This window comes from Candidatus Pelagibacter sp. HIMB1321, from assembly GCF_900177485.1.
GTDB lineage: Bacteria > Pseudomonadota > Alphaproteobacteria > Pelagibacterales > Pelagibacteraceae > Pelagibacter.
Map to the genome: position 1 here is coordinate 1,037,409 of NZ_LT840186.1, position 20,672 is coordinate 1,058,080.

The following is a 20,672-nucleotide window of genomic DNA, read 5'->3' on the forward strand; positions in this document are numbered from 1 at the left end:
TGTGTTTTTTCAATACAGAAACTTATGAATTCAAAAGAAAATTTAGTTTTTTTAGGCATGATGGGTTCAGGAAAATCATCAATTGGTTCATTAGTATCAAAAAAACTAAATTTAGAATTTATTGATGTAGATATTCATATTGAAAAAAAATTAGATTTAAAAATTTCTGAAATATTTGAAAAAAAAGGTGAAAAATATTTCAGACAAATTGAAGAGGTGGAAACTTTAAGAGTTCTTAAAAATAAACAAACTGTAATTTCTCTTGGTGGTGGTGCATTTCTAAATAATAAAATTAAAAAAGAGGTTTTAGAAAATCACATTTCTTTTTGGTTAAATTGGGATGTGAAAACATTGATTAATAGAATTAAAGATAGCAAAAAAAGACCTATTGCACATAAATCATCTAAAAAAGAAATTGAGGAGTTAATTCAAAAACGATCTATTATTTATTCAAAAGCAATGTATAAAATTGATTGTGAGAACCTCACAAAGAATGAAATTATAAAGAAAATAACTAAAATCTATGAAGCCAATTAAATTAAATGTAAAAACAAATTCAGATAATTACCCAATTATAATTGGTTCTAATTTAATCAAAAATATAAGCTCACATCTAAGTAAAAATTCTATTATTTTTAATCAATGCCTTTTAGTTATCGATAAGAATGTTCCAAAAAAATTGATCAATAAAATTTCACAAGGTTTAAAAAAGAAAAAAATATTCAAGTTCAATTTTGATGCCAATGAAAAAAATAAAAATATTAAAATTGTAAATGAAATTTTGAAAATTTTACTTAATAAAAACTTTTCAAGACAAGATTGTTTGATAACAGTTGGTGGTGGTATTACAGGTGATGTCGGTGGTTTTGCTGCTAGTTTGTATAAAAGAGGTTTAAATTTTATTAATATTCCAACAACATTGTTATCTCAAGTTGACTCGTCTATTGGTGGTAAAACAGGGGTGAATACAAAAGAAGGAAAAAATCTTATTGGAAATTTTTATCAACCAAAAATGGTTATTAGTGACACTGAATTTTTAAAGTCTCTTCCAAAAAGAGAAATCATTTGTGGTTACGGAGAAATTTTTAAACATTCATTGATACTAAATAAGAATTTTTTTAAATACCTTAATATAAATTGGTCAAAGGTTTTGAATTTAAAAAGTCCTTTTATTGAAAAAGCTATTTATGAAAGTTGCAAAATAAAAAAAACAATTGTTGAAAAAGATGAAAAAGAAAAAAATATTAGAAAAGTTTTGAATTTTGGTCACACTTTTGCTCATGCTTTTGAGGCCTCTCTTGGGTATTCAAAAAAACTTAATCACGGTGAGGCTGTAATTCTTGGAATTGTGACAGCTCTTCAATTCAGTCTAAATGTAAAGTTAATAAAACCTAATCAGTGTAGATTTATAATAAACCATATTGTTAAAGCAGAATTACCCTCAAATATTAAAGATTACTTTTCAAAAAAAGATTTAAGTAAAATTTTAAAGTTCATGACAAAAGATAAAAAAAATTCTTCAGAAAAAATAAATTTAATATTATTAAAAAAAATAGGATCAGCTGTAATTAATAATGAATACACTAATATTAAAATTCATGATTTTTTAAAAAGAAAATTAATTAATTAATATTTGTAAAGAGTGAATATAATCTTTCATTTCTTTATCTAAAGCTTTATAAATTTTTTTATTGCTCTCAATTTTATTTAAAATTTTTAACTCTTCTGACTCAATTTTAAGTTTTAAATGAAACTTTCCCTCTTGATTACCTGAATGATTTTTATGTAAGAAAGATTTATCTTCAACTTCAATTTTTTCAATTTTAATTTTATTGATTAGTTTTTTTTTTACGATTGCAATTAGTTCATTTATATTCATAAATATTGTTTACTATACCATGAAAAACATATGTGACTGGAATAATTGTAATGAAACTGGTGAATATAAAGCGCCTGTTGAAAAAGATAATAGCAAAAAATATCGCCTACTTTGCTTAGAGCATGTAAAAGAATTTAATAAAAATTGGAATTATTTTTCAGGTATGAATGATGATCAGGTAATTGACTTTTTAAAATCTGATATGATCTGGCATAAACCAACTCAAAGCTTCAGCTCATCTGATAATTTTTTCAAAGTTTTGTGGAATAACACTCTGAGAGATGAACTAGACAAAGATAAATTAAAAGGTGAGTTTAATCATATGAGTAAATTTAAATTTGATCACAAAGATATTAAAGCTTTCGGAATTTTAGGGGTATCTGTTGGTTTAAAATGGCAAAAAATTCAAGAAAAATTTAAAATCCTTGTCAAAAAATTTCATCCCGATATAAATGCTGGAAACAAAAAATACGAGGAAAAACTTAAACAAATAACCTTAGCTTATACTCAGCTAAAAAATACATATAGAGAAAAAATTGACACCGAATCTTAATTCAAAACCTGATATCAAAATTTCTGTTAAACAAACATTTGGCATTGACTCTGATATGGAAATAGAAGCTTTTTCTAAAAAAAGTGAATACGTGCCTGAAATTGATAAAACTTATAAATTTGATAGAGACACAACCCTTGCAATAATATCTGGTTTTGCGTTCAACAAAAGAGTTTTAGTCCAAGGCTATCATGGAACTGGAAAATCAACTCATATAGAGCAAATAGCTGCAAGATTAAATTGGCCATGTGTTAGGGTGAATTTAGACAGTCATGTTAGTCGTATTGATCTTATTGGTAAAGATGCAATTGTTTTAAAAGACGGTAAACAAGTAACTCAATTCAATGAAGGTATTTTACCTTGGTCAATTCAAAACCCAGTTGCACTAGTGTTTGATGAATATGATGCAGGAAGACCAGATGTGATGTTTGTAATCCAAAGGGTTTTGGAAGCTGAAGGAAATTTTACACTTTTAGACAAAAATAAAGTTATTAAACAAAATAAATATTTTAGACTTTTTGCAACCTCAAACACTGTTGGCTTGGGGGACACAACCGGACTTTATCATGGGACACAACAAATTAACCAAGGACAAATGGATAGATGGAATATTGTTACAACTCTTAACTACCTAAGCTTAGAAAGAGAGATGGAAATTATATTAGGTAAAAATAAGAATTTAGATAATCCGAAAGGTAAAGAAAAAATTGCAAATATGATAAAAGTTGCAGCTCTAACAAGAAAAGGTTTCATAGCTGGAGACATATCAACTGTAATGAGTCCAAGAACCGTTCTACATTGGGCTGATAATGCTGAAATATTCAAAGACACAGGATATGCATTTAGAGTAACTTTTTTAAACAAGTGTGATGAAATGGAAAAAAATACCATCGCAGAATATTATCAAAGATGTTTTGGGGAAGATTTACCTGAGTCTTTGCTTAATATTCAAATTTAATGAGTGATAAAGAAACAAATCTCAAAGAAAAATTAAGACAGGCTTTAGCATCCACTATCAGAGTTATTTCTGATGATCTAGAAATTAAACAAAAGAATAAAGACAATAAAAGTTCGAATAAATTTGATTTTTTCGAATTAGATAATCTTAATAGTAAAATAGATTTTATAAAAGCAAGAGCTGAGGCGGATTCCTCTGCTTTAAAAAGAAAATTTTCTAACGATGAAATTTATAAGAAAAATCTTCCAAATAACTCAAATTGTAAATCTTTATATGCAATTGCAGAAAAAATTAGATATGAAACTTTAGGCGGCAAAATGCTTAAAGGTATTGAAAAAAACCTCAAAGATAATTACAGCCAAATGATCAATCTAAAAAGAAAAGATCAGCTCAAAACAAAAGAAGATGTCCCTGTAACTGAAGCTTTCGAACTTTATATGCTAAAAAATTTTTATGATATAAAATTAAATTCTCTTTCATCTAAAATGTTAAATCTTTGGGAACAAGATTTTGATCAATCTATAAGCAAACATATTAATTTTTTGAAAAATAACTTTGAAGACCAAAATGCATATTGCTCTAAATTTTCTAAATTATTACAAGATATGGATATATTTCAAACTGAGGATAATGAGGAAATAAAAGAAAATAATCAGGATGAAGGTCAGGATAATCCATCAAATGACGATCAAGAGAGTGAAACAGAAGATCAAAAAGATGAAAATAAAGAACAAGAAACTGAAGCCAGCTTGGATTCTGACTATGATATTGATGAATACAAATTAGATGAACAGTTAGTTGATACAGATTCTGATAAACAAAGTTCTGAGCAAGTTATCCAAAAAAAGAATATCAATGATTTAAATCTAGAATATAAAATCTATACGACGAAATTTGATGAGATTATTAAAGCAGAAAACTTAGAAAATGCAGATGAAGCCAATAAGCTTAGAAAAACTTTAGATCAACAACTCATTGGTTTTCAAGATGTAGTAACAAAACTCGCAAATAAATTACAAAGACAATTATTAGCAAAACAAAATAGAGCATGGGAATTTGATTTAGAAGAAGGATTATTAGATAGTTCAAAACTTCCAAGAATTATTATGGATCCTTATAATTCTTTATCTTTTAAAAAAGAAAAAGATCTAGACTTTAAAGATACCATCGTAACCTTGTTGATTGATAACTCTGGATCTATGAGAGGAAGACCAATCACTATTGCTGCTATATGTGCAGACATTTTATCTAGAACTTTAGAAAGATGCTCTGTCAAAGTTGAAATTTTAGGCTTTACCACAAAAAATTGGAAAGGTGGTCAAAGTAGAGAGTTTTGGAATAAACAGGATAAACCTAAAACTCCTGGAAGACTAAATGATTTAAGACACATCATTTATAAAGGTGCAGATACTCATTGGAGACAAGCAAAAAATAATCTTGGATTAATGCTTAAAGAGGGTTTGCTTAAAGAAAATATAGATGGAGAGGCCATTAATTGGGCCTTATCTAGATTAAAAAAAAGAAAAGAAGAGAGAAAGATTTTGATGGTTATCTCAGACGGTGCTCCAGTTGATGATTCAACTTTATCAGTAAATTCAGGAGATTTTTTAGAAAAACATCTTAAAAAAATGGTAAAATTTATTGAAGATAAAACTGAGATAGAAGTTTTAGCGATAGGAATAGGCCATGATGTTTCAAGATATTATAACCGAGCAATTAAGATAACAGATGTTAATGAGTTGGGAGATGTTATGATTTCTCAATTAAGCTCATTATTTGATAGTAAAAAAAAGCTCCACTAAATATTAAATAAATCTTTATTCTTCCATTTAATTATAACTTCAGCACCACTTCGAGTTTTAGAATTTCTACAGTTAACATTTGCAAAATTTTTTTCTAAAAGAGTTTTTCCAATGAAGATACCCAATCCTAGACCAGCTCTTGATTTCTGATCAGCATTAAAAGTCTTTAAATATGGTTCACCAATTTTTGGTAATATATCACCTGGGTAACCTGATCCATCATCCTCGATAGTAATTTCTGTAGTTTCGCTGTCGCTTTTTAAAGTTATAAAAATATTGTTTTTTGCAAATTTATTGGCATTCCCTATAAAGTTTCTTAATCCATATATGATCTCAATAGACTTTATAATTTTTTGGTGATTGGAATTTTGATCAAAATTAAATATAAAATTTTTATCACTTATATTCTCAAATGAGGTTATGATTTCATCTAAATAATCTTTTATTGATAAATCTTCATCAATAAAATCATCTTCATCGTTGCTATTTAAGCTTAATCTTTTTAAAATTTCGTTACATCGATCAACTTGACTGACTAGTAGTTCAATATCTTTTTCTACATCTTTTTGATCATTAAATTGTTTCTTTAATTCCTGTGAAACTAATTTAATTGTAGATAAAGGAGTTCCAAGCGAATGGGCTGCTGCTGCTGCCTGCCCACCTAAAGACAAAAGCTCATGCTCTTTTGCCATTACTTCATCCATTCTACTCAAAGCTTCTTTTCTTAATCGAGTTTGATCCTCAAAAGCCAAGGCAAAATAATTCATAAAAATTAATGCTGAGATAAGTGCTAGAGGAATAGAATAATATACATAATCATTAATTGAAGTAGTTAAGTTTAAAGGGCTTGGTAGTGGTTGATAAAAAAAAGTTAATGATAAAATTGATATAGACGTAATTACAACAATAAACACATTAATTTTAAAACCTAAATTAAAAGATGAAAAAATACTTGGTATGATTAAAAAGATTATAAAAGGATTTGCAACACCACCCGTCAAATACAAAAGAAACGTTAACTGTAATATGTCTATGATTAAAAATATAAAAGCTGATCTTTCAGAAAGCTGTGTTTTTTTATAAATATATATTAGGAATAAATTGCTTAATACTCCTAATAACACAATAAAATTTGTTAATAAAAAATTAAACTCAAATCCTAAGAAAGTATTAACAGTAAAGATTGCTAAAAACTGTCCAAAAAAACCAATCCATCTTAACGTTATATAGGTAGATTTTTTTAATGAAAAATATTTTGAAGTTTCAAAAAACTTCATCTTATATATCTAGATTTTGGACATTAATAGAGTTAGAAATTATAAAATCTTTTCTCAAAGCAACATCATTACCCATGAGTGTATGAATTAAGCTTTGATCCTTTTTTAAGTCTTTGGAATATTGAACTTGAAGTAAATTCCTAGTCTCTGGATCAAGTGTGGTGCTCCACAGTTCTTCTGGGTTCATTTCTCCTAATCCTTTAAATCTTTGAATATTCATCTTAGATTTTTCTTCATCAACTCGAGTAGTAAATTCTTTTGAACCTCGTTTACATTTTTTTAAATCTTTATGATTATTAACTATGTATTCTTCTAGCTCCTTTTCATCTTTGATATATATGCCCTTAGAGCCTTTATTAATTTTAAATAAAGGAGGTTGAGCTAAATATACATGGCCATGCTCTATTAGCTTATTAAATGGTTTATTATTAAAAAAGGTTAATAACAAAGCTCTTATATGTGAACCATCAACATCAGCATCTGTCATAATTATAATTTTACCATATCTTAAATCCTTAAGATCAATTTCCTCAGCTTTTGGATCTAAACCTAATGCATTTATTAAAGTAACAATTTCATTAGATGAAATCATTTTTGATATGGCTTTTGTTTTTTGCTCTGAACTATCTTTATTGCCATTTTTTTTTAATTGAGTATCTTCAACATAAGTATTCAATATTTTTCCTCTTAAAGGTAAGACTGCCTGATTAGATCTATTTCTTCCTTGTTTAGCAGAACCTCCTGCTGAATCTCCCTCAACTATAAATAGTTCCGTCCCATCTTGTTTTCCAATTTGACAATCTGCTAATTTACCAGGTAGGCCACTTAATTCTAAAGCTCCTTTTCTTCTTACATTCTCTCTCGCTTTTCTTGCTACATCTCTTGCCATTGCTGCTTGAATTATTTTTGCAAGAATAATTTTTGCAATCGAAGGATTTTGATCAAACCAAATTGACAGTTTTTCATTTACAATAGTCTCAACGATCATCCTAACTTCTGAAGAAACCAACTTATCTTTTGTTTGTGATGAAAATTTTGGATCAGGAATTTTTGTTGATAAAACACAAGTTAAACCCTCTTTGATATCATCTCCAGAAATAGTTAATTTATTTTTTTTCAATAAATTATGTTCATTAGCGTATTTATTGATAATTCTGGTTAAAGCACTTCTAAAACCCAAAACATGTGTGCCTCCATCTTTTTGAAAAATGTTATTAGTATATGGAAGTACGTCTTCAGAATATCCTGCATTCCATTTCAAAGAACACTCTATTTCTATATTATCTTTTTTACCTTCAATATAAATTGGCTTTTTAAATAGATCATTACCATTTTTGTTTTGTAATTTTTCTCTTTTTTCATCTAAAAATTCTACAAACTCTAGCACCCCTCCATCAAATTTAAATTCTGAAACTTTTTCTTTTTTTAAACTTGCATCTGTAAAAATAATTTTAATTCCTTTGTTTAGAAAAGCTAATTCTCTCATTCTTTTTATAAGAACATTTGCACTAAACTTTGTAGATGAAAAAATTTCTTTAGATGGCAAAAAAGTAATTTGTGTACCTGTCTCTTTAGATTTTCCTAATTCTTTAAGCGGTTTTTTTGCTTCACCATTTTTAAATTCTATAAAATATTTTTTACCATCTCTATTTACTTCTAACTCTAATTTTTCGGATAATGCATTTACAACTGAAACTCCTACGCCATGCAATCCACCTGAAACTTTATATGAATCATGATCAAATTTTCCTCCAGCATGGAGTTGGGTCATTATTACCTCTGCTGCAGATTTTTTTTCCCCCTTATGCATATCAACTGGAATACCACGACCATCATCTCTTACTGTGATTGTGCCATCAGAATTAATTTTAACAAAAATGTTTTTGCAATATCCTGCTAATGCTTCATCAATAGAGTTATCTACAACTTCGTAAACCATATGGTGAAGGCCAGTTCCATCATCTGTGTCCCCAATATACATTCCGGGTCTTTTTCTAACTGCTTCTAAGCCCTTAAGTACTTTAATAGAGTCTGCTTGGTAGGTGTTTTTATTTGTCATTTTTAATATTAGGAAATGAAGAAATATATCATTTTTTAAGAAAAATTGCTGATATAAATTTTATAATAATATTTAATATTAGTAAATTTATGTTGCAAATAAAGCCTTATTTAATGGCGGAGAGAATGGGATTCGAACCCATGATAGAGTTGCCCCTATACACGCTTTCCAAGCGTGCGCCTTCAACCACTCGGCCACCTCTCCACATAAATTTTATATCATATTTAATAAACGCAAATGAACTTATTTTAAATTTTAAATTTTCAAAGGTATAAAATACTTATGTTAGATGAAAAAAAATTATTACTGATAGGAAAAAAAAGCTTTATTGCTAATAATCTTTATAAATTTTTAAAAAAAAAAATTAAAGTAAGAATTTTTTCATTTGAAGAATTTATTCTATTAAAAAGTAAATTCATAAATACTTTTACTCATATCTGTAATTCTTCAATTAAAAAAGAATATGTTAAAAATAGGTATAATAAAAAAAATGATATTGACAGATTAATTATTGATAAAATACAAAATTCAAAAATAAAATATATTTTTTTTAGCTCAAGAAAAGTTTATGCACCAAGAGCAAATATAAGGGAAACAGGTAAATTATTAGCAAAAGAAAATTATTCTAAAAATAAATTGATTACTGAAAGATATATTAGAAATAATTATCAATCTAACTATTTAATTCTAAGAATTTCAAATTTAATTGGCAAACATAAAAGATATAACAGAAAAGTATCTTACAACTTTATAGATAACTATTTTAAATATCAAAAGAATAAAAAGACAATTTATTATGAAAATTATTTTAAAGATTTTTTATCGATTGATCAATTTAATATAATATTTTTAAAAATATTGCAGAAAGATTTAAAAGGAATCTTTAATGTTTCTATAGGAGAAAAAATATTTATTAATGAAATTTTAAATGCTCTTGGAAAAGGTAAAATTTTAAAAAAATTCAAACAAAAAAAAATAATTAAAGATGAGAGTTTTTATTTAAATAATAAAAAATTATTGAAAAATATAAATCTTAAATTAAGTAAAAAATCATTACTAGATTATTGTTATAAAATGTAATCCTTAATTTTGGTTATATTGTCTAAAAAATATTTAGGAAAATTTTTATCAATTGATATTTTTTGATAAATATGTCCTCTATTATATAAATCTTGAAAATTACTAATTTTTTTTTGAATAATTTGCTCGCTAGAATATTTTTCATCACTAAATTCCTGATGTGGAGAAGTTTTGAGTTTTTTTGAAATTTTTTCAACTGAGTATAAATTATTGAAATGCCAGCCTCCTTCTTGAAAAATTTGAATATCTTTATCAATATTGAATTTCCAAAAAGGTTTTTTTAAATTTTTCAATCTAATTTTTTTTCTTAAAAAATTAAAACTTTTTAGATATTTTTTTTTACAAACTCGAGTTCCTTCCCAAGGCGATTCATATCTATTAAACAAATTTAACTTATAAACAAAACATTTTTGTAAAAAAATTCCATATTTTTTGGTCATTGAAAAATTCTTGAGAACTTCTGGATTAGGAATTTCATCTGAGTCAGAAAAAAAAATAAAATCTTCTTCCTGAAAATTTTTTACTTCTAACATTAACTTTTCACGCTGATATTCCTCATTTTTCCAACCATCATCAGCCTCAGGAAAATTTTCATCTAAAATTATATGTTTAACTTTATTTGAATAATCTTTATTTTTTAAATTAAAATTAACTCCTTTATAAATACCTCTGTGATCAAATTTAGACTCACAAACAATAAAATAGTCTACAACGTCTTTAAGAATTTCAAATCTACTATTAACTAAAAAATTTTCATCATAAAAAGTAATACAATCAATTAGTTTATACATTTTTTCTAACTGTTATTATGCAGTTATTAGATTTATTGTTATCATGATAAATATCAACAATTGTGAAAAGATAATTTTTTTCTTTAAAATATTGAATAAATTTATTTTGATCTTTATTATAAACATCCTCAACTATATAAACTCCATCATCAGCCAACATATCAATAGAATTTTCAAAGCAACAAATATTAGCGTTATATTCATGTAAACCATCTTCCAGAATTATATCAAATTTGTCGACACCTATTTTTTGATACATGGCTTTAATAATTTTAGGATTTGTTTGATCAACAAAAAAAGTTTTAATTCTATCTTCATCTTTTAGGATATCTTTGTCTATGTCTGCTCCATAGATGTTAGCATTTTTAAAATAATCTCTCCATGCTCGTAAAGAAGCGAGTGGCACTCCATCTTTACCCATATTGCTTAACATGTTTATATTATTAGTCCCAAGTCCAATCTCTAAAAAATTTTTAACCTTGTCTTTTTTATGATAAAAAATTTCAGAGTAATAACTTGCGTAATTGTGATGATTATTTCTTCCACCTTTATCACTTCCATGAATGTTCATTAAATTTTCTAGATCATTATTTACGTTTGCATTACCTATGTATGACATTTTTACTTCTTTTTTTTTTGAAAGAAATTTCAATTCATATCTTAATTTTCTTAAATAATTTCTTATAAATTTCATATTCTATTCCTTGTTAATTTTTAAAACACCAATAAATGCTTCTTGTGGTATTTCAACTCTCCCAAATTGTTTTGACTTTGCTTTTCCTTTTTTTTGTTTTTCAAGAAGTTTTCTTTTTCTATCTGTGGCACCTCCACCATGAATTTTAGTTAGAACGTCTTTTTTAAATCCTTTTATAGTTTCTCTTGCTATTATCTTTCCTCCAATAGCAGCCTGTACAGGTATCATAAAATTATGTCTAGGTATTAAATCTTTCAATTTTTCACATACTTCTCTTCCAGTCCTTTGTGCAAAATCTTTATGTATCATCATGGCTAAAGCATCAACAGGTTCTCCATTTACTAGAATTCCTAACTTAACTAAATCACCTTCTTTATACTCTGCTATCTCATAATCAAAACTTGCATAACCACTTGTCATTGATTTAATTCTATCATTAAAGTCAAAAACAACTTCGTTTAATGGAAGCTCATAACTTAAAACTGCTCTATTTCCAGAATAAGTTAAATTAGTTTGTATGCCTCTTTTATCCTGGCAAAGTTTTATTATCGAACCTAAATATTGATCAGGTGTAATAACTGTTGCTTTAATCCAAGGCTCCCCAATTGTTTTTATTAAAGTTGGATCTGGTAAACTTGAAGGATTTTGAAGATCTAATACTTCTCCATTATTTAGGTTAACTTTATATACAACTCCTGGAGTTGTGGTTAGAAGATTAACATCAAATTCTCTTTCAAGTCTTTCAGAAATAATTTCAAGATGCAAAAGACCTAAAAAACCACATCTAAATCCTAATCCTAGTGCTGATGACGACTCAGCTTCAAAAGAAAAACTTGCATCATTTAATTGTAATTTAGCTAAACCATCCTTTAATTTTTGATACTCAGAACTATCAACCGGAAACAAACCACAAAATACAACTGGCTTACTTGGTTTAAAACCTGGTAAAGCATCAACTTTAGTTTTGGTTGCGTCACAAATTGTATCACCAACTTTAGTTTCAGATAAAACTTTTATACCAGTTGTTATAAAACCAATTTCACCAGAATTTAGTTCATCCATATCTCTTGCTTTTGGTGTAAATACACCTACTTTTTCTACGATGTAATCTTGGTCTGTAGAAAGCATTTTGATCTTCATATTCTTAGTCAATTTTCCATTTATAACTCTTACTAAAATTACAACTCCTAGGTAAGTGTCATACCAACTATCAACTAGCAGACACTTTAAATCATCAGAAGTTTTGCCTTTTGGAGCTGGCAATAAAGATATAATTTTTTCCAATATATCTTCTATTCCCTCACCTGTTTTTCCTGAACAAGGAACAGCATTTTCAGTTTCAATACCTATTACATCCTCAATTTGTTTTTTTGTACGTTCAATATCTGAGGCTGGCAAATCAGTTTTATTTAATACTGGAATTATTTCGTGATTTATATCTAAAGCTTGATAAACATTTGCGAGCGTTTGTGCTTCAACACCTTGTGTACTATCTACAATCAAAATTGATCCCTCACATGCATATAATGATCGAGATACCTCATAACTAAAATCAACATGACCAGGTGTATCTATTATATTTAGAATATAATTTTTTCCATCTTTTGCTTTATAATTTAATTTAACAGTTTGAGCTTTAATTGTAATTCCACGTTCACGCTCTATATCCATAGAATCTAAAACTTGAGCCTTCATCTCTCTTTCAGTCAATCCACCACACTTATGAATTATTCTGTCAGCGATAGTTGATTTTCCGTGATCAATATGAGCAATAATTGCAAAATTTCTAATATGATCGATAGTATCCATTATTTCTATGATCTAATTTTTGCACCAGTTTTTTTTTCTACTAATTCAATTATAGTCTTATTTAATAAATCTAAATCTTGCTCTTTAAGAGTTTTTTCATTTGATTGAATTGTAACATTAATAGCTATGGATTTTTTATCTTCTGAAATATTTTCACCCTCATAAACATCGAAAATTTTAACATCTTTAATTAAATTTTTATCAACACTATAAATTACATCCATTAAATCTTGAGAAATGAAATTTTTATCAACTACAAATGCAAAATCTCTCTCAGATTTTTGATAATCTGAAACTTCAAATTTAGATTTTTGATCCTTTAAATTTTTTTTGGTAACCTTCAAATTATCCATAAAAATTTCAAAACCAATTAAAGCTTCGGTTTTTATATCTAATTTTTTAATAATGTTTGGGTGCAACTCACCAAAGTAAGCTGCTATATTTTCTTTACCTTTATTTAAAAAAACTCTCCCTGATTTTCCAGGATGAAAATAATTTGGTGTAATATCATCAATAAAAAGTTTATTTGGATTAAAGCCGGCTTCTTCCAAAGTTTGAAGTACCACTTGTTTTGCGTCAAAGACATCAACATTTCTCTCATCTTGAAACCATGATAATCTTGATTTTTTACCTGAATTCAAACCTCCAATTACAGTTTCTTGTTCACCTGGCTCTGACCCGAAAAAAACAGGTCCTATTTCAAATAAAGAAATATCTTTAAAGCCACGATCAAGATTTTTTCTTAGGTATAAAATTAAATTTGAAAAAATTGAGTTTCTTAAAACATTTAAATCTGAACTTATTGGATTAACAATCTCTATTGATTTTTTTTGTTCTTTAAAAAAATCGTTAATTTTAGAGTCAGTAAAAGACCAAGTAATAGCCTCTAAATATCCTTTCGATGCAAGAGATCTTTGTAAAAAATGAAACTGTCTCTGAGTTTTTGTTAATGTAGGCTTAGTTCTTGCTTTTTCTGGATTTATAATTTCTATTTTTTCATATCCATTTATTCTTACTAATTCTTCCACAATATCAATCGGCTGAGTAATATCTGGTCGCCATGAAGGAACCTGAAGCTTTAAAGTATTCTTGCCAGATTTTATTTCAAAACCTAAGTTTTTTAATATCTGTATCATTATTTTAGTAGATATTTTAAATCCAGAAATTTTTTCAAATAAATCTGTATCAAATTCTATTTTCGTTTTTTCAAATTTTTCAATTTTTTGAATATCAATTTTACTTACTTCTCCACCACAAATTTCTTTGATTAATTCTGCCGCTCTATTAATTCCTTGTTCAATTGATAAAGGATCTATCCCTCTTTCAAATCTAAATTTGGCATCTGTATCAATATTTAATAATTTTGAAGTTTTTCTAATTGATCTTGGATTAAAATATGCTGACTCAATTAATACATTTTTTGTATCAAGTTCAGTTCCAGACCTTGTGCCCCCAATAATTCCTCCTAAACCCAGAACACCTGTGTTATCTGAAATTACACACATGTTTTTTTCAAGTGTATAATCTTTGTTATCTAAGGCAGTAAATTTTTCACCTTTCTGTGAATTTCTTACAATTATACCTTTGTTGATTTTGTCTGCATCATATGCATGAAGTGGTCTATTCAAATCTAGCATAACATAATTCGTTACATCAACTATTGCTGATATCGGTTTTTGACCAATAGAAATTAATTTATCTTTTAACCATTTGGGACTTTCACAATTTTTTATGTTTGTTATTAAACAACTTCCAAATGAAGTGCAGCCCTGGTTTTTTTCTTTATTAATTTTAACTTTAATTTTTTGATTTAATTTAGATTTTATTTTCTTTTCTTTTGTTTCAATGAACTTTCCAAAACCTGTTGATGCAAGATCTCTTGCGATACCCTTTACACCTAAGCAATCGGGTCTATTTGGTGTAATTGATAAATCAATTAAATTTGATTGATTTTTAGAAAAATATTTTTTTCCAATTTTTTTATTATATTTAGACTGATCTAATTCTATTATTCCATCACTTTCCTCAGATAAACTTAATTCTGATTCTGAACAAAGCATTCCAAAAGAAGTTACACCTCTTATTTTACTTATGGATAACTTCATTTTATTTTTTGGTATGATAGCTCCTGGAGGTGCATAAATAGTAAATAATCCTTCTCTTGCATTTGGAGCACCACAAACAACTTTTAGTAAATCTTTTTCTCCAACATCAACATCACAAACTTTTAGTCTGTCTGCGTCTGGATGCTTTTCTGTTTTGATTATCTTGGCTATTTTAAAAAAATCTGAGTCTGAAGATGGTGTCTCTACACTCTCTACTTCCAGTCCTATATCCGTCAATTTTTCAATTAATTGAGCTTCAGTAGATTTAGTTTTTAGGTGATCTTTTAACCAATCATAAGTAATTTTCATCTACTCAAGCCTCTATAATTACTAGGAACATCTAATGGATCAAAACCAAAATGATTAAGCCATCTATAATCACATTCAAAAAATGCTCTTAAATCATTTATTCCATATTTTAGCATTGCAAGTCTATCAATACCTATGCCAAATGCATAACCTTGATAAATCTTGCTATCTACATTTACATTATTTAAAACATTTGGGTGCACCATTCCACAGCCTAATATTTCTAACCACTTATCACCCTCACCGATTATTATTTTTCCATTTTTTATTTCATATCCAATATCAACTTCTGCAGAAGGTTCAGTAAATGGGAAATGACTTGGTCTAAATCTCATCTTTATTTTATCAACTTCAAAAAATTCTTTTATAAAATAATTTAGACATCCTTTTAAATGTCCCATGTTTATATTTTTATCAATATGCAATCCCTCAACTTGATGAAACATAGGAGCGTGTGTTTGATCACTATCAGACCTGTAAGTTCTTCCTGGTGCAATAATCTTAAATGGAGGTTTATCTTTTAACATTGTTCTAATTTGAACTGGGGAAGTGTGGGTTCTTAAAAGTTTTTGCTTATTATCATCAAGATAAAAAGTATCATGCATATCTCTTGCCGGATGATTGTCTGGTGTATTCAATGCAGTGAAATTGTTATATTCATTTTCTACATCAGGTCCTTCTTCAACACTAAAACCAATTTCTGAAAAAATAGAAGATATTTCATCTATGGTTTGTGATACCGGATGAATTTTTCCTTTCAAATATGGTCTTGAGGGAAGTGTTACATCTACTTTTTCTCTATTAAGTTTCTCATTTATCTCAAGCTCTTCAATTTTATTAATCTTAAAATCAATTTGATTCTGTAAAATATTTTTTATCTCATTTAAATCAGATGCAAATTTTTTTCTTTCACTCTCTTGTATCTGGCCAATTTTTTTAAACTCGAGTGAAATGATTCCATTTTTACCAAATAAATCTGATTTAAATTGATTAACTTCAGATAAACTTAAATCACCCTGCAATTTATTAAGAAATTCTTCTTTAATTTTTTTAATATCAGACATGAATACAGATTATTTCTTAAAGAAATAAAAACAATAGAGATTAATTTAAAGCAGATTGAGCTTTTTGAACTATTGTTTTAAATGCCTCTGGACTATCATAAGCAATTTCTGCAAGAATTTTTCTATCAATAGTAATTCCACACTTAGTTAATCCATTAATAAATTTAGAGTAAGTTAAACCTTCAGCTCTAACACCAGCATTAATTCTTTGTATCCATAGAGATTTGAAATCTCTCTTTTTATTTCTTCTATCTCGGTATGCATACTGCATAGCCTTCTCCATTGCTTGCTTTGCAACTCTTATAGTATTTTTTCTTCTGCCCCATTGACCCTTAACAGCTTTTAAGACTTTTTTATGTTTAGCTCGGCTAGTTACACCTCTTTTAACTCTTGCCATTTTATCCTCTTAAACTGTAAGGCATGTACGATTTTACAATTTTTCCATCTTGTTTTGACATCGCAGTTGTGCCTCTTAATTTTCTAATTTGTGAATTTGTTCTTTTGATCATACCATGTCTTTTACCAGCTTGGGCTGTAATAACTTTACCCTTTGCAGATATCTTAAATCTTTTTTTTGCTGAGCTTTTTGTTTTAAGTTTTGGCATAATTCTGCGAGGTTATACAAAGAATGATTTAAATTTACAACCTTAATTAAGGCCTATAAAGGCTGAATTACCATTATCATTTGCTTGCCATCAAATTTTGGATGCAATTCGACTTTTCCAACTTCCTTCATGTCTTCCTTGATCTTGGTCATCAATTCATTTCCAAGGTGTGAGTGCTGTAATTCTCTTCCTTTAAATCTGATCGTAAATTTTACTTTATCACCTTTTGATATAAATTTTTTTGCGTTCTTTACTTTAAATTCATAATCATGAGTTTCAGTTACTGGACGCATTTTTATTTCCTTAAGTAAAACTATTTTTTGCTTCTTCTTTGCAAGGTTAGCTTTTTTTTGTGCATCATATTTAAATTTACCCATATCCATAATTTTACAGACCGGTGGGTTAGCATTAGGTGCAATTTCAATTAAATCTAATCCCTGATTTTTTGCCATTGATATAGCTTCATTGGTGCTTATAACCCCTAAGTTTTCTCCATCACTTGCTATAACTTGAACCTCAGGTGATGAAATTCTATTATTAGATCTTGGACCACGATCTTTGGTTCTACGCTGAAAATAGTTTTGTTTAAAATCTGCCACTTAGTTTGAGGATGCTTTGTTTAAAGCAGAGAATGTTTTTAAGAATAAGTCTAAATCCATATTTTCTTGTTTATTAGAGTCTAATCTTCTAATCGTTACTGAGTTACTGTCAACTTCTTTTTTACCACAAATTAATAATAAAGGTATTTTTGCCAGCGAGTGATCTCTAATTTTATAATTAAGATTATGTTTTTTTAGATCAACATAAGAACTCATGCCAGCTTGTTTAATTTTTTTTGAAACTTGAATGGCATAATCATCAAACTCTTCTGTAATTGGAATTACAACAGTTTGAAGCGGAGAAATCCAAAAAGGAAATTTGCCTGCATAGTGTTCAATTAAAATTCCTATAAACCTTTCAAGAGATCCAAATAAAGCTCTATGTAACATCACTGGAACTTTTTTTGTTCCATCTTTATCTACATATGAAGCATCAAGTCTTCCTGGTAAATTTAAATCCACTTGCAGCGTTCCACATTGCCAATCCCTACCAATTGCATCTCTTAAAACAAATTCTATCTTTGGGCCATAGAAAGCACCTTCACCTTTATTAATACTATATTCCAGTTTTGAAGCTTTTACTGCTTCAAGTAGAGATGCTTCTGCTTTATCCCAAACTTCGTCATCTCCAACTCTAACTTCTGGCCTATCTGCATATTTTAAAATTACATTTTCAAAACCTAGATCTTTGTAAATGTCTAGAATTAGATTAGTTACATTTAAACACTCACTTGTTATTTGATCTTCTGAACAAAATATGTGTGCATCATCTTGAGTAAATGCTCTAACTCTTAACAAGCCATGCAAGGCCCCAGAAGGCTCATATCGATGTACTTTACCAAACTCAGTTATTCTTAAAGGAAGATCTCTATAACTTTTTAAACCTTGGTTAAAAACTTGAATATGACCAGGACAATTCATCGGTTTGATTGCAAAAACTTTTTCATCAGGCGTTTCAGAGGTATACATATTTTCTCCATATTTTTCCCAATGACCTGACTTTTCCCACAACAAACGATCTAAAACTTCTGGTGTATTTACTTCCTTGTAACCTGCAGCATCTTGGCGAGCTCTCATATAATTAATTAACTTTTGAAATAGAGCCCATCCCTTTTCATGCCAAAATACGGATCCTGGGCTTTCTTCTCTAAAATGAAATAAATCCATTTCTCTGCCTAGTTTCCTATGGTCTCTTTTTTCAGCTTCTTCGAGTCTTCTTAAATATGCATCTAGATCTTTTTGAGTGGCCCAACTTGTTCCATAAATTCTTTGAAGCATCTCGTTATTTGAATCTCCTCTCCAATATGCACCTGAAACTCTCATTAATTTAAAATATTTTCCAATTTTGCCAGTAGAAGATAAATGCGGCCCTCGGCACAGATCGTGCCAATCTCCATGAAAATATATTGAAACTTCCTCTCCTTGAGGAATGCTCTCAATTAATTCAGCTTTGTAGATTTCACCTTTTTTTTTAAAATGCTCAATTGCCTTTTCTCTTGACCAAACCTCTCTTTTTGTAACAACATCTCTGTCAACAATCTCTTTCATTTTGTCTTCAATTTTTTTTAAGTCATCTTCAGTAAATGGTTCTTTCCTAGCAAAATCATAATAAAAACCATTTTCAATTACTGGCCCTATTGTAACTTGTGTACCAGGAAATAATTCTTGCACAGCCATTGCTAATATATGAGCAGTGTCATGCCTTATAGTCTCTAAACCTTCTTTATTTTTTGAAGTAAGTATTTTTATAGAACAATCTTTATCAATTATATAATCTAAATCTTTCAATTGCCCATCTACAGCCACTATCATAGCTTGCTTAGCTAATGACTTGCTAATTTTTTCAGCAACTTCTAATCCTGTTATCTTATTTGAAAACTCTAAATTGTTTCCATCTGGTAATGTTATAGTAGGCATTTAATTTATTAATTTTTTGTATTCTGAATAAGTAGAAAAGCACATTTTTTCAACATTAAATTTGCTTACAATATTTTTTCTTCCTTCAATACCAATTGTTTTTATCGTTGTTTCATCTAAATTTAACACTTTTAGAATTTTATCAGATAATGATTTTGCATTTCCAGATTCAAATAGATAACCAGTTTTTTCATTAATTACTGTTTCATTTGATCCACCAATATCACTTGCAATTATTACTTTTTGCATAGATTGTGCTTCAACTGCTACTCTTCCAAAAGCTTCTGGTTCTATCGATGATGAAACAATAATATCAGAGACTTTATAAGCTAATGCCATATCTTTACAGTGATCTATAAACTTTACCTGTTTAGTCATTCTGTATTGTTCGCTCAGTCTAATAAGTTTTTTTTTATATAAATCACGGCCTTGTTCACTTCCAAGAATAACTGCATAAAAAGCCTCGTAACCAAGTTGAATATTCACCATATTTAAGGCTTCTAAAAATAGCTCTTGGCCCTTCCATGAGGTTAATCTGCCTGGCAATAAAATTATTTTTTTATTTTCTTCGATACCCCAACTTTTTAATAGTTTTTTTTCTTCTACTTCTGTTTTTGTTGTGTGATCAAAATAATCTACGTTTATACCTCTAAAAATTACTAGAAGTTTATTCTTAATATCTAAATAATCTGCATAATTATTTTTAATGTGTGAAAAAATAAAATTTGATCCAGCAATGATTAAGTTAGATTTTACCATGACTGAATTATAAAATCTTTTTAATTTGTTATTAAAGTTATATGTTCCATGAAATGTTGTTACAAATTTTCTCCTAGTAATTTTGGTTGCAAATAAGCAGGACCATGCAGGCGCTCTACTTCTTGCATGTACAATAGTGATATTATTAAAAATTATAATAAAAATGAGAGCTAGCGCATTTAATAAAATTAATAATGGATTTTTACTGTGTACTGGTAATTTAATTAGCTTAACCTTTTCTTTATTTATAAATTTTGTTAAATCACCACCACTTGTGACTATAAAAGATTTACATCCATTCTCAGGCAAATAATGTGCAATATCATAACAACCTGTTTCTGCACCTCCATATCCTAATTTTGGAATAACTTGCAAAACTTTTAAATTAGATGACATTTGATATGGTTATATA

19 protein-coding genes and 1 tRNA gene are annotated in these 20,672 nt (G+C 28.1%); 6 read left to right on the top strand and 14 right to left on the bottom strand.

Features of this window, described 5'->3' with window-relative positions; all coding sequences use genetic code 11:
• Positions 1-24: 24 nt before the first annotated feature.
• Positions 25-537 carry a shikimate kinase gene (locus tag B9N70_RS05610; protein ID WP_085114817.1) on the top strand — a complete coding sequence of 171 codons (513 nt, stop codon included), beginning with the start codon at positions 25-27 and terminating at the stop codon, positions 535-537.
• Positions 524-1,630, top strand: coding sequence for a 3-dehydroquinate synthase (gene aroB / locus B9N70_RS05615; RefSeq protein WP_085114818.1), 1,107 nt, complete (start codon positions 524-526; stop codon positions 1,628-1,630). The genes B9N70_RS05610 and aroB overlap by 14 nt, the downstream gene beginning before the upstream one ends.
• Here the strand turns inward: aroB and B9N70_RS05620 are convergent.
• The gene (locus B9N70_RS05620; RefSeq protein WP_085114819.1) at positions 1,619-1,879 is read right to left on the bottom strand and encodes a BolA/IbaG family iron-sulfur metabolism protein; all 261 of its coding nucleotides are present in this window, start codon (positions 1,877-1,879) and stop codon (positions 1,619-1,621) included. The genes aroB and B9N70_RS05620 overlap by 12 nt on opposite strands.
• 19 nt (positions 1,880-1,898) lie before the next feature.
• Here B9N70_RS05620 and B9N70_RS05625 point away from each other — a divergent pair, with 19 nt between their 5' ends.
• The 3 genes from B9N70_RS05625 to B9N70_RS05635 are packed head-to-tail and all read left to right on the top strand — an operon-like array spanning position 1,899 to position 5,192.
• Complete coding sequence (locus B9N70_RS05625; RefSeq protein ID WP_085114820.1) at positions 1,899-2,432, top strand: J domain-containing protein; 534 nt, start codon at positions 1,899-1,901, stop codon at positions 2,430-2,432.
• A complete protein-coding gene (gene cobS, locus B9N70_RS05630; protein WP_085114821.1) occupies positions 2,416-3,390 on the top strand; it encodes a cobaltochelatase subunit CobS in 975 nt (324 codons plus the stop codon). The genes B9N70_RS05625 and cobS overlap by 17 nt, the downstream gene beginning before the upstream one ends.
• Positions 3,390-5,192: a cobaltochelatase CobT-related protein gene (locus tag B9N70_RS05635; protein ID WP_085114822.1), complete on the top strand. Its 1,803-nt coding sequence runs from the start codon at positions 3,390-3,392 to the stop codon at positions 5,190-5,192. The genes cobS and B9N70_RS05635 overlap by 1 nt, the downstream gene beginning before the upstream one ends.
• On the opposite strand, the gene B9N70_RS05640 is transcribed toward B9N70_RS05635, so the two are convergent.
• The 3 genes from B9N70_RS05640 to B9N70_RS05650 all read right to left on the bottom strand — a co-directional run bounded on the left by B9N70_RS05640 (position 5,189) and on the right by B9N70_RS05650 (position 8,732).
• Positions 5,189-6,469, bottom strand: coding sequence for an ActS/PrrB/RegB family redox-sensitive histidine kinase (locus tag B9N70_RS05640; RefSeq protein WP_085114823.1), 1,281 nt, complete (start codon positions 6,467-6,469; stop codon positions 5,189-5,191). The two genes, B9N70_RS05635 and B9N70_RS05640, sit on opposite strands and share 4 nt — an antisense overlap.
• A 1-nt stretch (position 6,470) precedes the next feature.
• A complete protein-coding gene (locus tag B9N70_RS05645; RefSeq protein WP_085114824.1) occupies positions 6,471-8,528 on the bottom strand; it encodes a DNA gyrase subunit B in 2,058 nt (685 codons plus the stop codon).
• A gap of 114 nt (positions 8,529-8,642) precedes the next feature.
• Positions 8,643-8,732: transfer RNA gene (locus B9N70_RS05650), tRNA-Ser, on the bottom strand.
• A gap of 78 nt (positions 8,733-8,810) precedes the next feature.
• On the opposite strand from B9N70_RS05650, the gene B9N70_RS05655 reads away from it, so the two are divergent.
• The gene (locus B9N70_RS05655) at positions 8,811-9,608 is read left to right on the top strand and encodes an NAD-dependent epimerase/dehydratase family protein (RefSeq protein WP_085114825.1); all 798 of its coding nucleotides are present in this window, start codon (positions 8,811-8,813) and stop codon (positions 9,606-9,608) included.
• Here the strand turns inward: B9N70_RS05655 and B9N70_RS05660 are convergent.
• From B9N70_RS05660 to B9N70_RS05700, 10 genes are read right to left on the bottom strand one after another with little or no spacing between them, the layout of a single operon-like run.
• Positions 9,596-10,399, bottom strand: coding sequence for a glycosyl transferase family 17 (locus B9N70_RS05660; protein ID WP_085114826.1), 804 nt, complete (start codon positions 10,397-10,399; stop codon positions 9,596-9,598). The two genes, B9N70_RS05655 and B9N70_RS05660, sit on opposite strands and share 13 nt — an antisense overlap.
• Positions 10,392-11,093, bottom strand: a complete 702-nt coding sequence (locus tag B9N70_RS05665) for a hypothetical protein (RefSeq protein WP_085114827.1) — start codon at positions 11,091-11,093, stop codon at positions 10,392-10,394. Before B9N70_RS05665 ends, B9N70_RS05660 begins: the two co-directional genes overlap by 8 nt.
• Positions 11,094-11,096: 3 nt before the next feature.
• Positions 11,097-12,902: a translation elongation factor 4 gene (gene lepA / locus B9N70_RS05670; protein WP_085114828.1), complete on the bottom strand. Its 1,806-nt coding sequence runs from the start codon at positions 12,900-12,902 to the stop codon at positions 11,097-11,099.
• A 5-nt stretch (positions 12,903-12,907) separates the two neighbouring features.
• The gene (gene pheT / locus B9N70_RS05675; protein WP_085114829.1) at positions 12,908-15,316 is read right to left on the bottom strand and encodes a phenylalanine--tRNA ligase subunit beta; all 2,409 of its coding nucleotides are present in this window, start codon (positions 15,314-15,316) and stop codon (positions 12,908-12,910) included.
• Positions 15,313-16,380, bottom strand: a complete 1,068-nt coding sequence (pheS, locus tag B9N70_RS05680; protein ID WP_085114830.1) for a phenylalanine--tRNA ligase subunit alpha — start codon at positions 16,378-16,380, stop codon at positions 15,313-15,315. Before pheS ends, pheT begins: the two co-directional genes overlap by 4 nt.
• A gap of 40 nt (positions 16,381-16,420) precedes the next feature.
• A complete protein-coding gene (rplT, locus tag B9N70_RS05685; RefSeq protein ID WP_085114831.1) occupies positions 16,421-16,777 on the bottom strand; it encodes a 50S ribosomal protein L20 in 357 nt (118 codons plus the stop codon).
• Position 16,778: 1 nt separating this feature from the next.
• Positions 16,779-16,985, bottom strand: coding sequence for a 50S ribosomal protein L35 (gene rpmI / locus B9N70_RS05690; protein ID WP_085114832.1), 207 nt, complete (start codon positions 16,983-16,985; stop codon positions 16,779-16,781).
• Positions 16,986-17,038: 53 nt separating this feature from the next.
• Positions 17,039-17,584 carry a translation initiation factor IF-3 gene (infC, locus tag B9N70_RS07075; protein WP_157101749.1) on the bottom strand — a complete coding sequence of 182 codons (546 nt, stop codon included), beginning with the start codon at positions 17,582-17,584 and terminating at the stop codon, positions 17,039-17,041.
• Positions 17,585-19,501 (bottom strand): threonine--tRNA ligase, encoded by a 1,917-nt coding sequence (gene thrS / locus B9N70_RS05695; RefSeq protein ID WP_157101750.1) that lies wholly within the window; start codon positions 19,499-19,501, stop codon positions 17,585-17,587. It abuts the gene before it with no gap.
• Positions 19,502-20,656, bottom strand: a complete 1,155-nt coding sequence (locus B9N70_RS05700; RefSeq protein WP_085114833.1) for a glycosyltransferase family 4 protein — start codon at positions 20,654-20,656, stop codon at positions 19,502-19,504.
• Between the last annotated feature and the right edge of the window lie 16 nt (positions 20,657-20,672).

What these genes read in the sequence shown, in the direction of transcription:
- B9N70_RS05640 (WP_085114823.1), bottom strand. Translation starts at nt 6,469, where the DNA reads ATGAAGTTTTTTGAAACTTCAAAATATTTTTCATTAAAAAAATCTACC.
- pheS (WP_085114830.1), bottom strand. Translation starts at nt 16,380, where the DNA reads ATGTCTGATATTAAAAAAATTAAAGAAGAATTTCTTAATAAATTGCAG.
- B9N70_RS05620 (WP_085114819.1), bottom strand. Translation starts at nt 1,879, where the DNA reads ATGAATATAAATGAACTAATTGCAATCGTAAAAAAAAAACTAATCAAT.
- B9N70_RS05635 (WP_085114822.1), top strand. Translation starts at nt 3,390, where the DNA reads ATGAGTGATAAAGAAACAAATCTCAAAGAAAAATTAAGACAGGCTTTA.
- B9N70_RS05655 (WP_085114825.1), top strand. Translation starts at nt 8,811, where the DNA reads ATGTTAGATGAAAAAAAATTATTACTGATAGGAAAAAAAAGCTTTATT.
- B9N70_RS05625 (WP_085114820.1), top strand. Translation starts at nt 1,899, where the DNA reads ATGAAAAACATATGTGACTGGAATAATTGTAATGAAACTGGTGAATAT.
- pheT (WP_085114829.1), bottom strand. Translation starts at nt 15,316, where the DNA reads ATGAAAATTACTTATGATTGGTTAAAAGATCACCTAAAAACTAAATCT.
- B9N70_RS05665 (WP_085114827.1), bottom strand. Translation starts at nt 11,093, where the DNA reads ATGAAATTTATAAGAAATTATTTAAGAAAATTAAGATATGAATTGAAA.
- B9N70_RS05610 (WP_085114817.1), top strand. Translation starts at nt 25, where the DNA reads ATGAATTCAAAAGAAAATTTAGTTTTTTTAGGCATGATGGGTTCAGGA.
- rpmI (WP_085114832.1), bottom strand. Translation starts at nt 16,985, where the DNA reads ATGCCAAAACTTAAAACAAAAAGCTCAGCAAAAAAAAGATTTAAGATA.
- lepA (WP_085114828.1), bottom strand. Translation starts at nt 12,902, where the DNA reads ATGGATACTATCGATCATATTAGAAATTTTGCAATTATTGCTCATATT.
- B9N70_RS05660 (WP_085114826.1), bottom strand. Translation starts at nt 10,399, where the DNA reads ATGTATAAACTAATTGATTGTATTACTTTTTATGATGAAAATTTTTTA.
- rplT (WP_085114831.1), bottom strand. Translation starts at nt 16,777, where the DNA reads ATGGCAAGAGTTAAAAGAGGTGTAACTAGCCGAGCTAAACATAAAAAA.
- B9N70_RS05700 (WP_085114833.1), bottom strand. Translation starts at nt 20,656, where the DNA reads ATGTCATCTAATTTAAAAGTTTTGCAAGTTATTCCAAAATTAGGATAT.
- aroB (WP_085114818.1), top strand. Translation starts at nt 524, where the DNA reads ATGAAGCCAATTAAATTAAATGTAAAAACAAATTCAGATAATTACCCA.
- thrS (WP_157101750.1), bottom strand. Translation starts at nt 19,501, where the DNA reads ATGCCTACTATAACATTACCAGATGGAAACAATTTAGAGTTTTCAAAT.
- B9N70_RS05645 (WP_085114824.1), bottom strand. Translation starts at nt 8,528, where the DNA reads ATGACAAATAAAAACACCTACCAAGCAGACTCTATTAAAGTACTTAAG.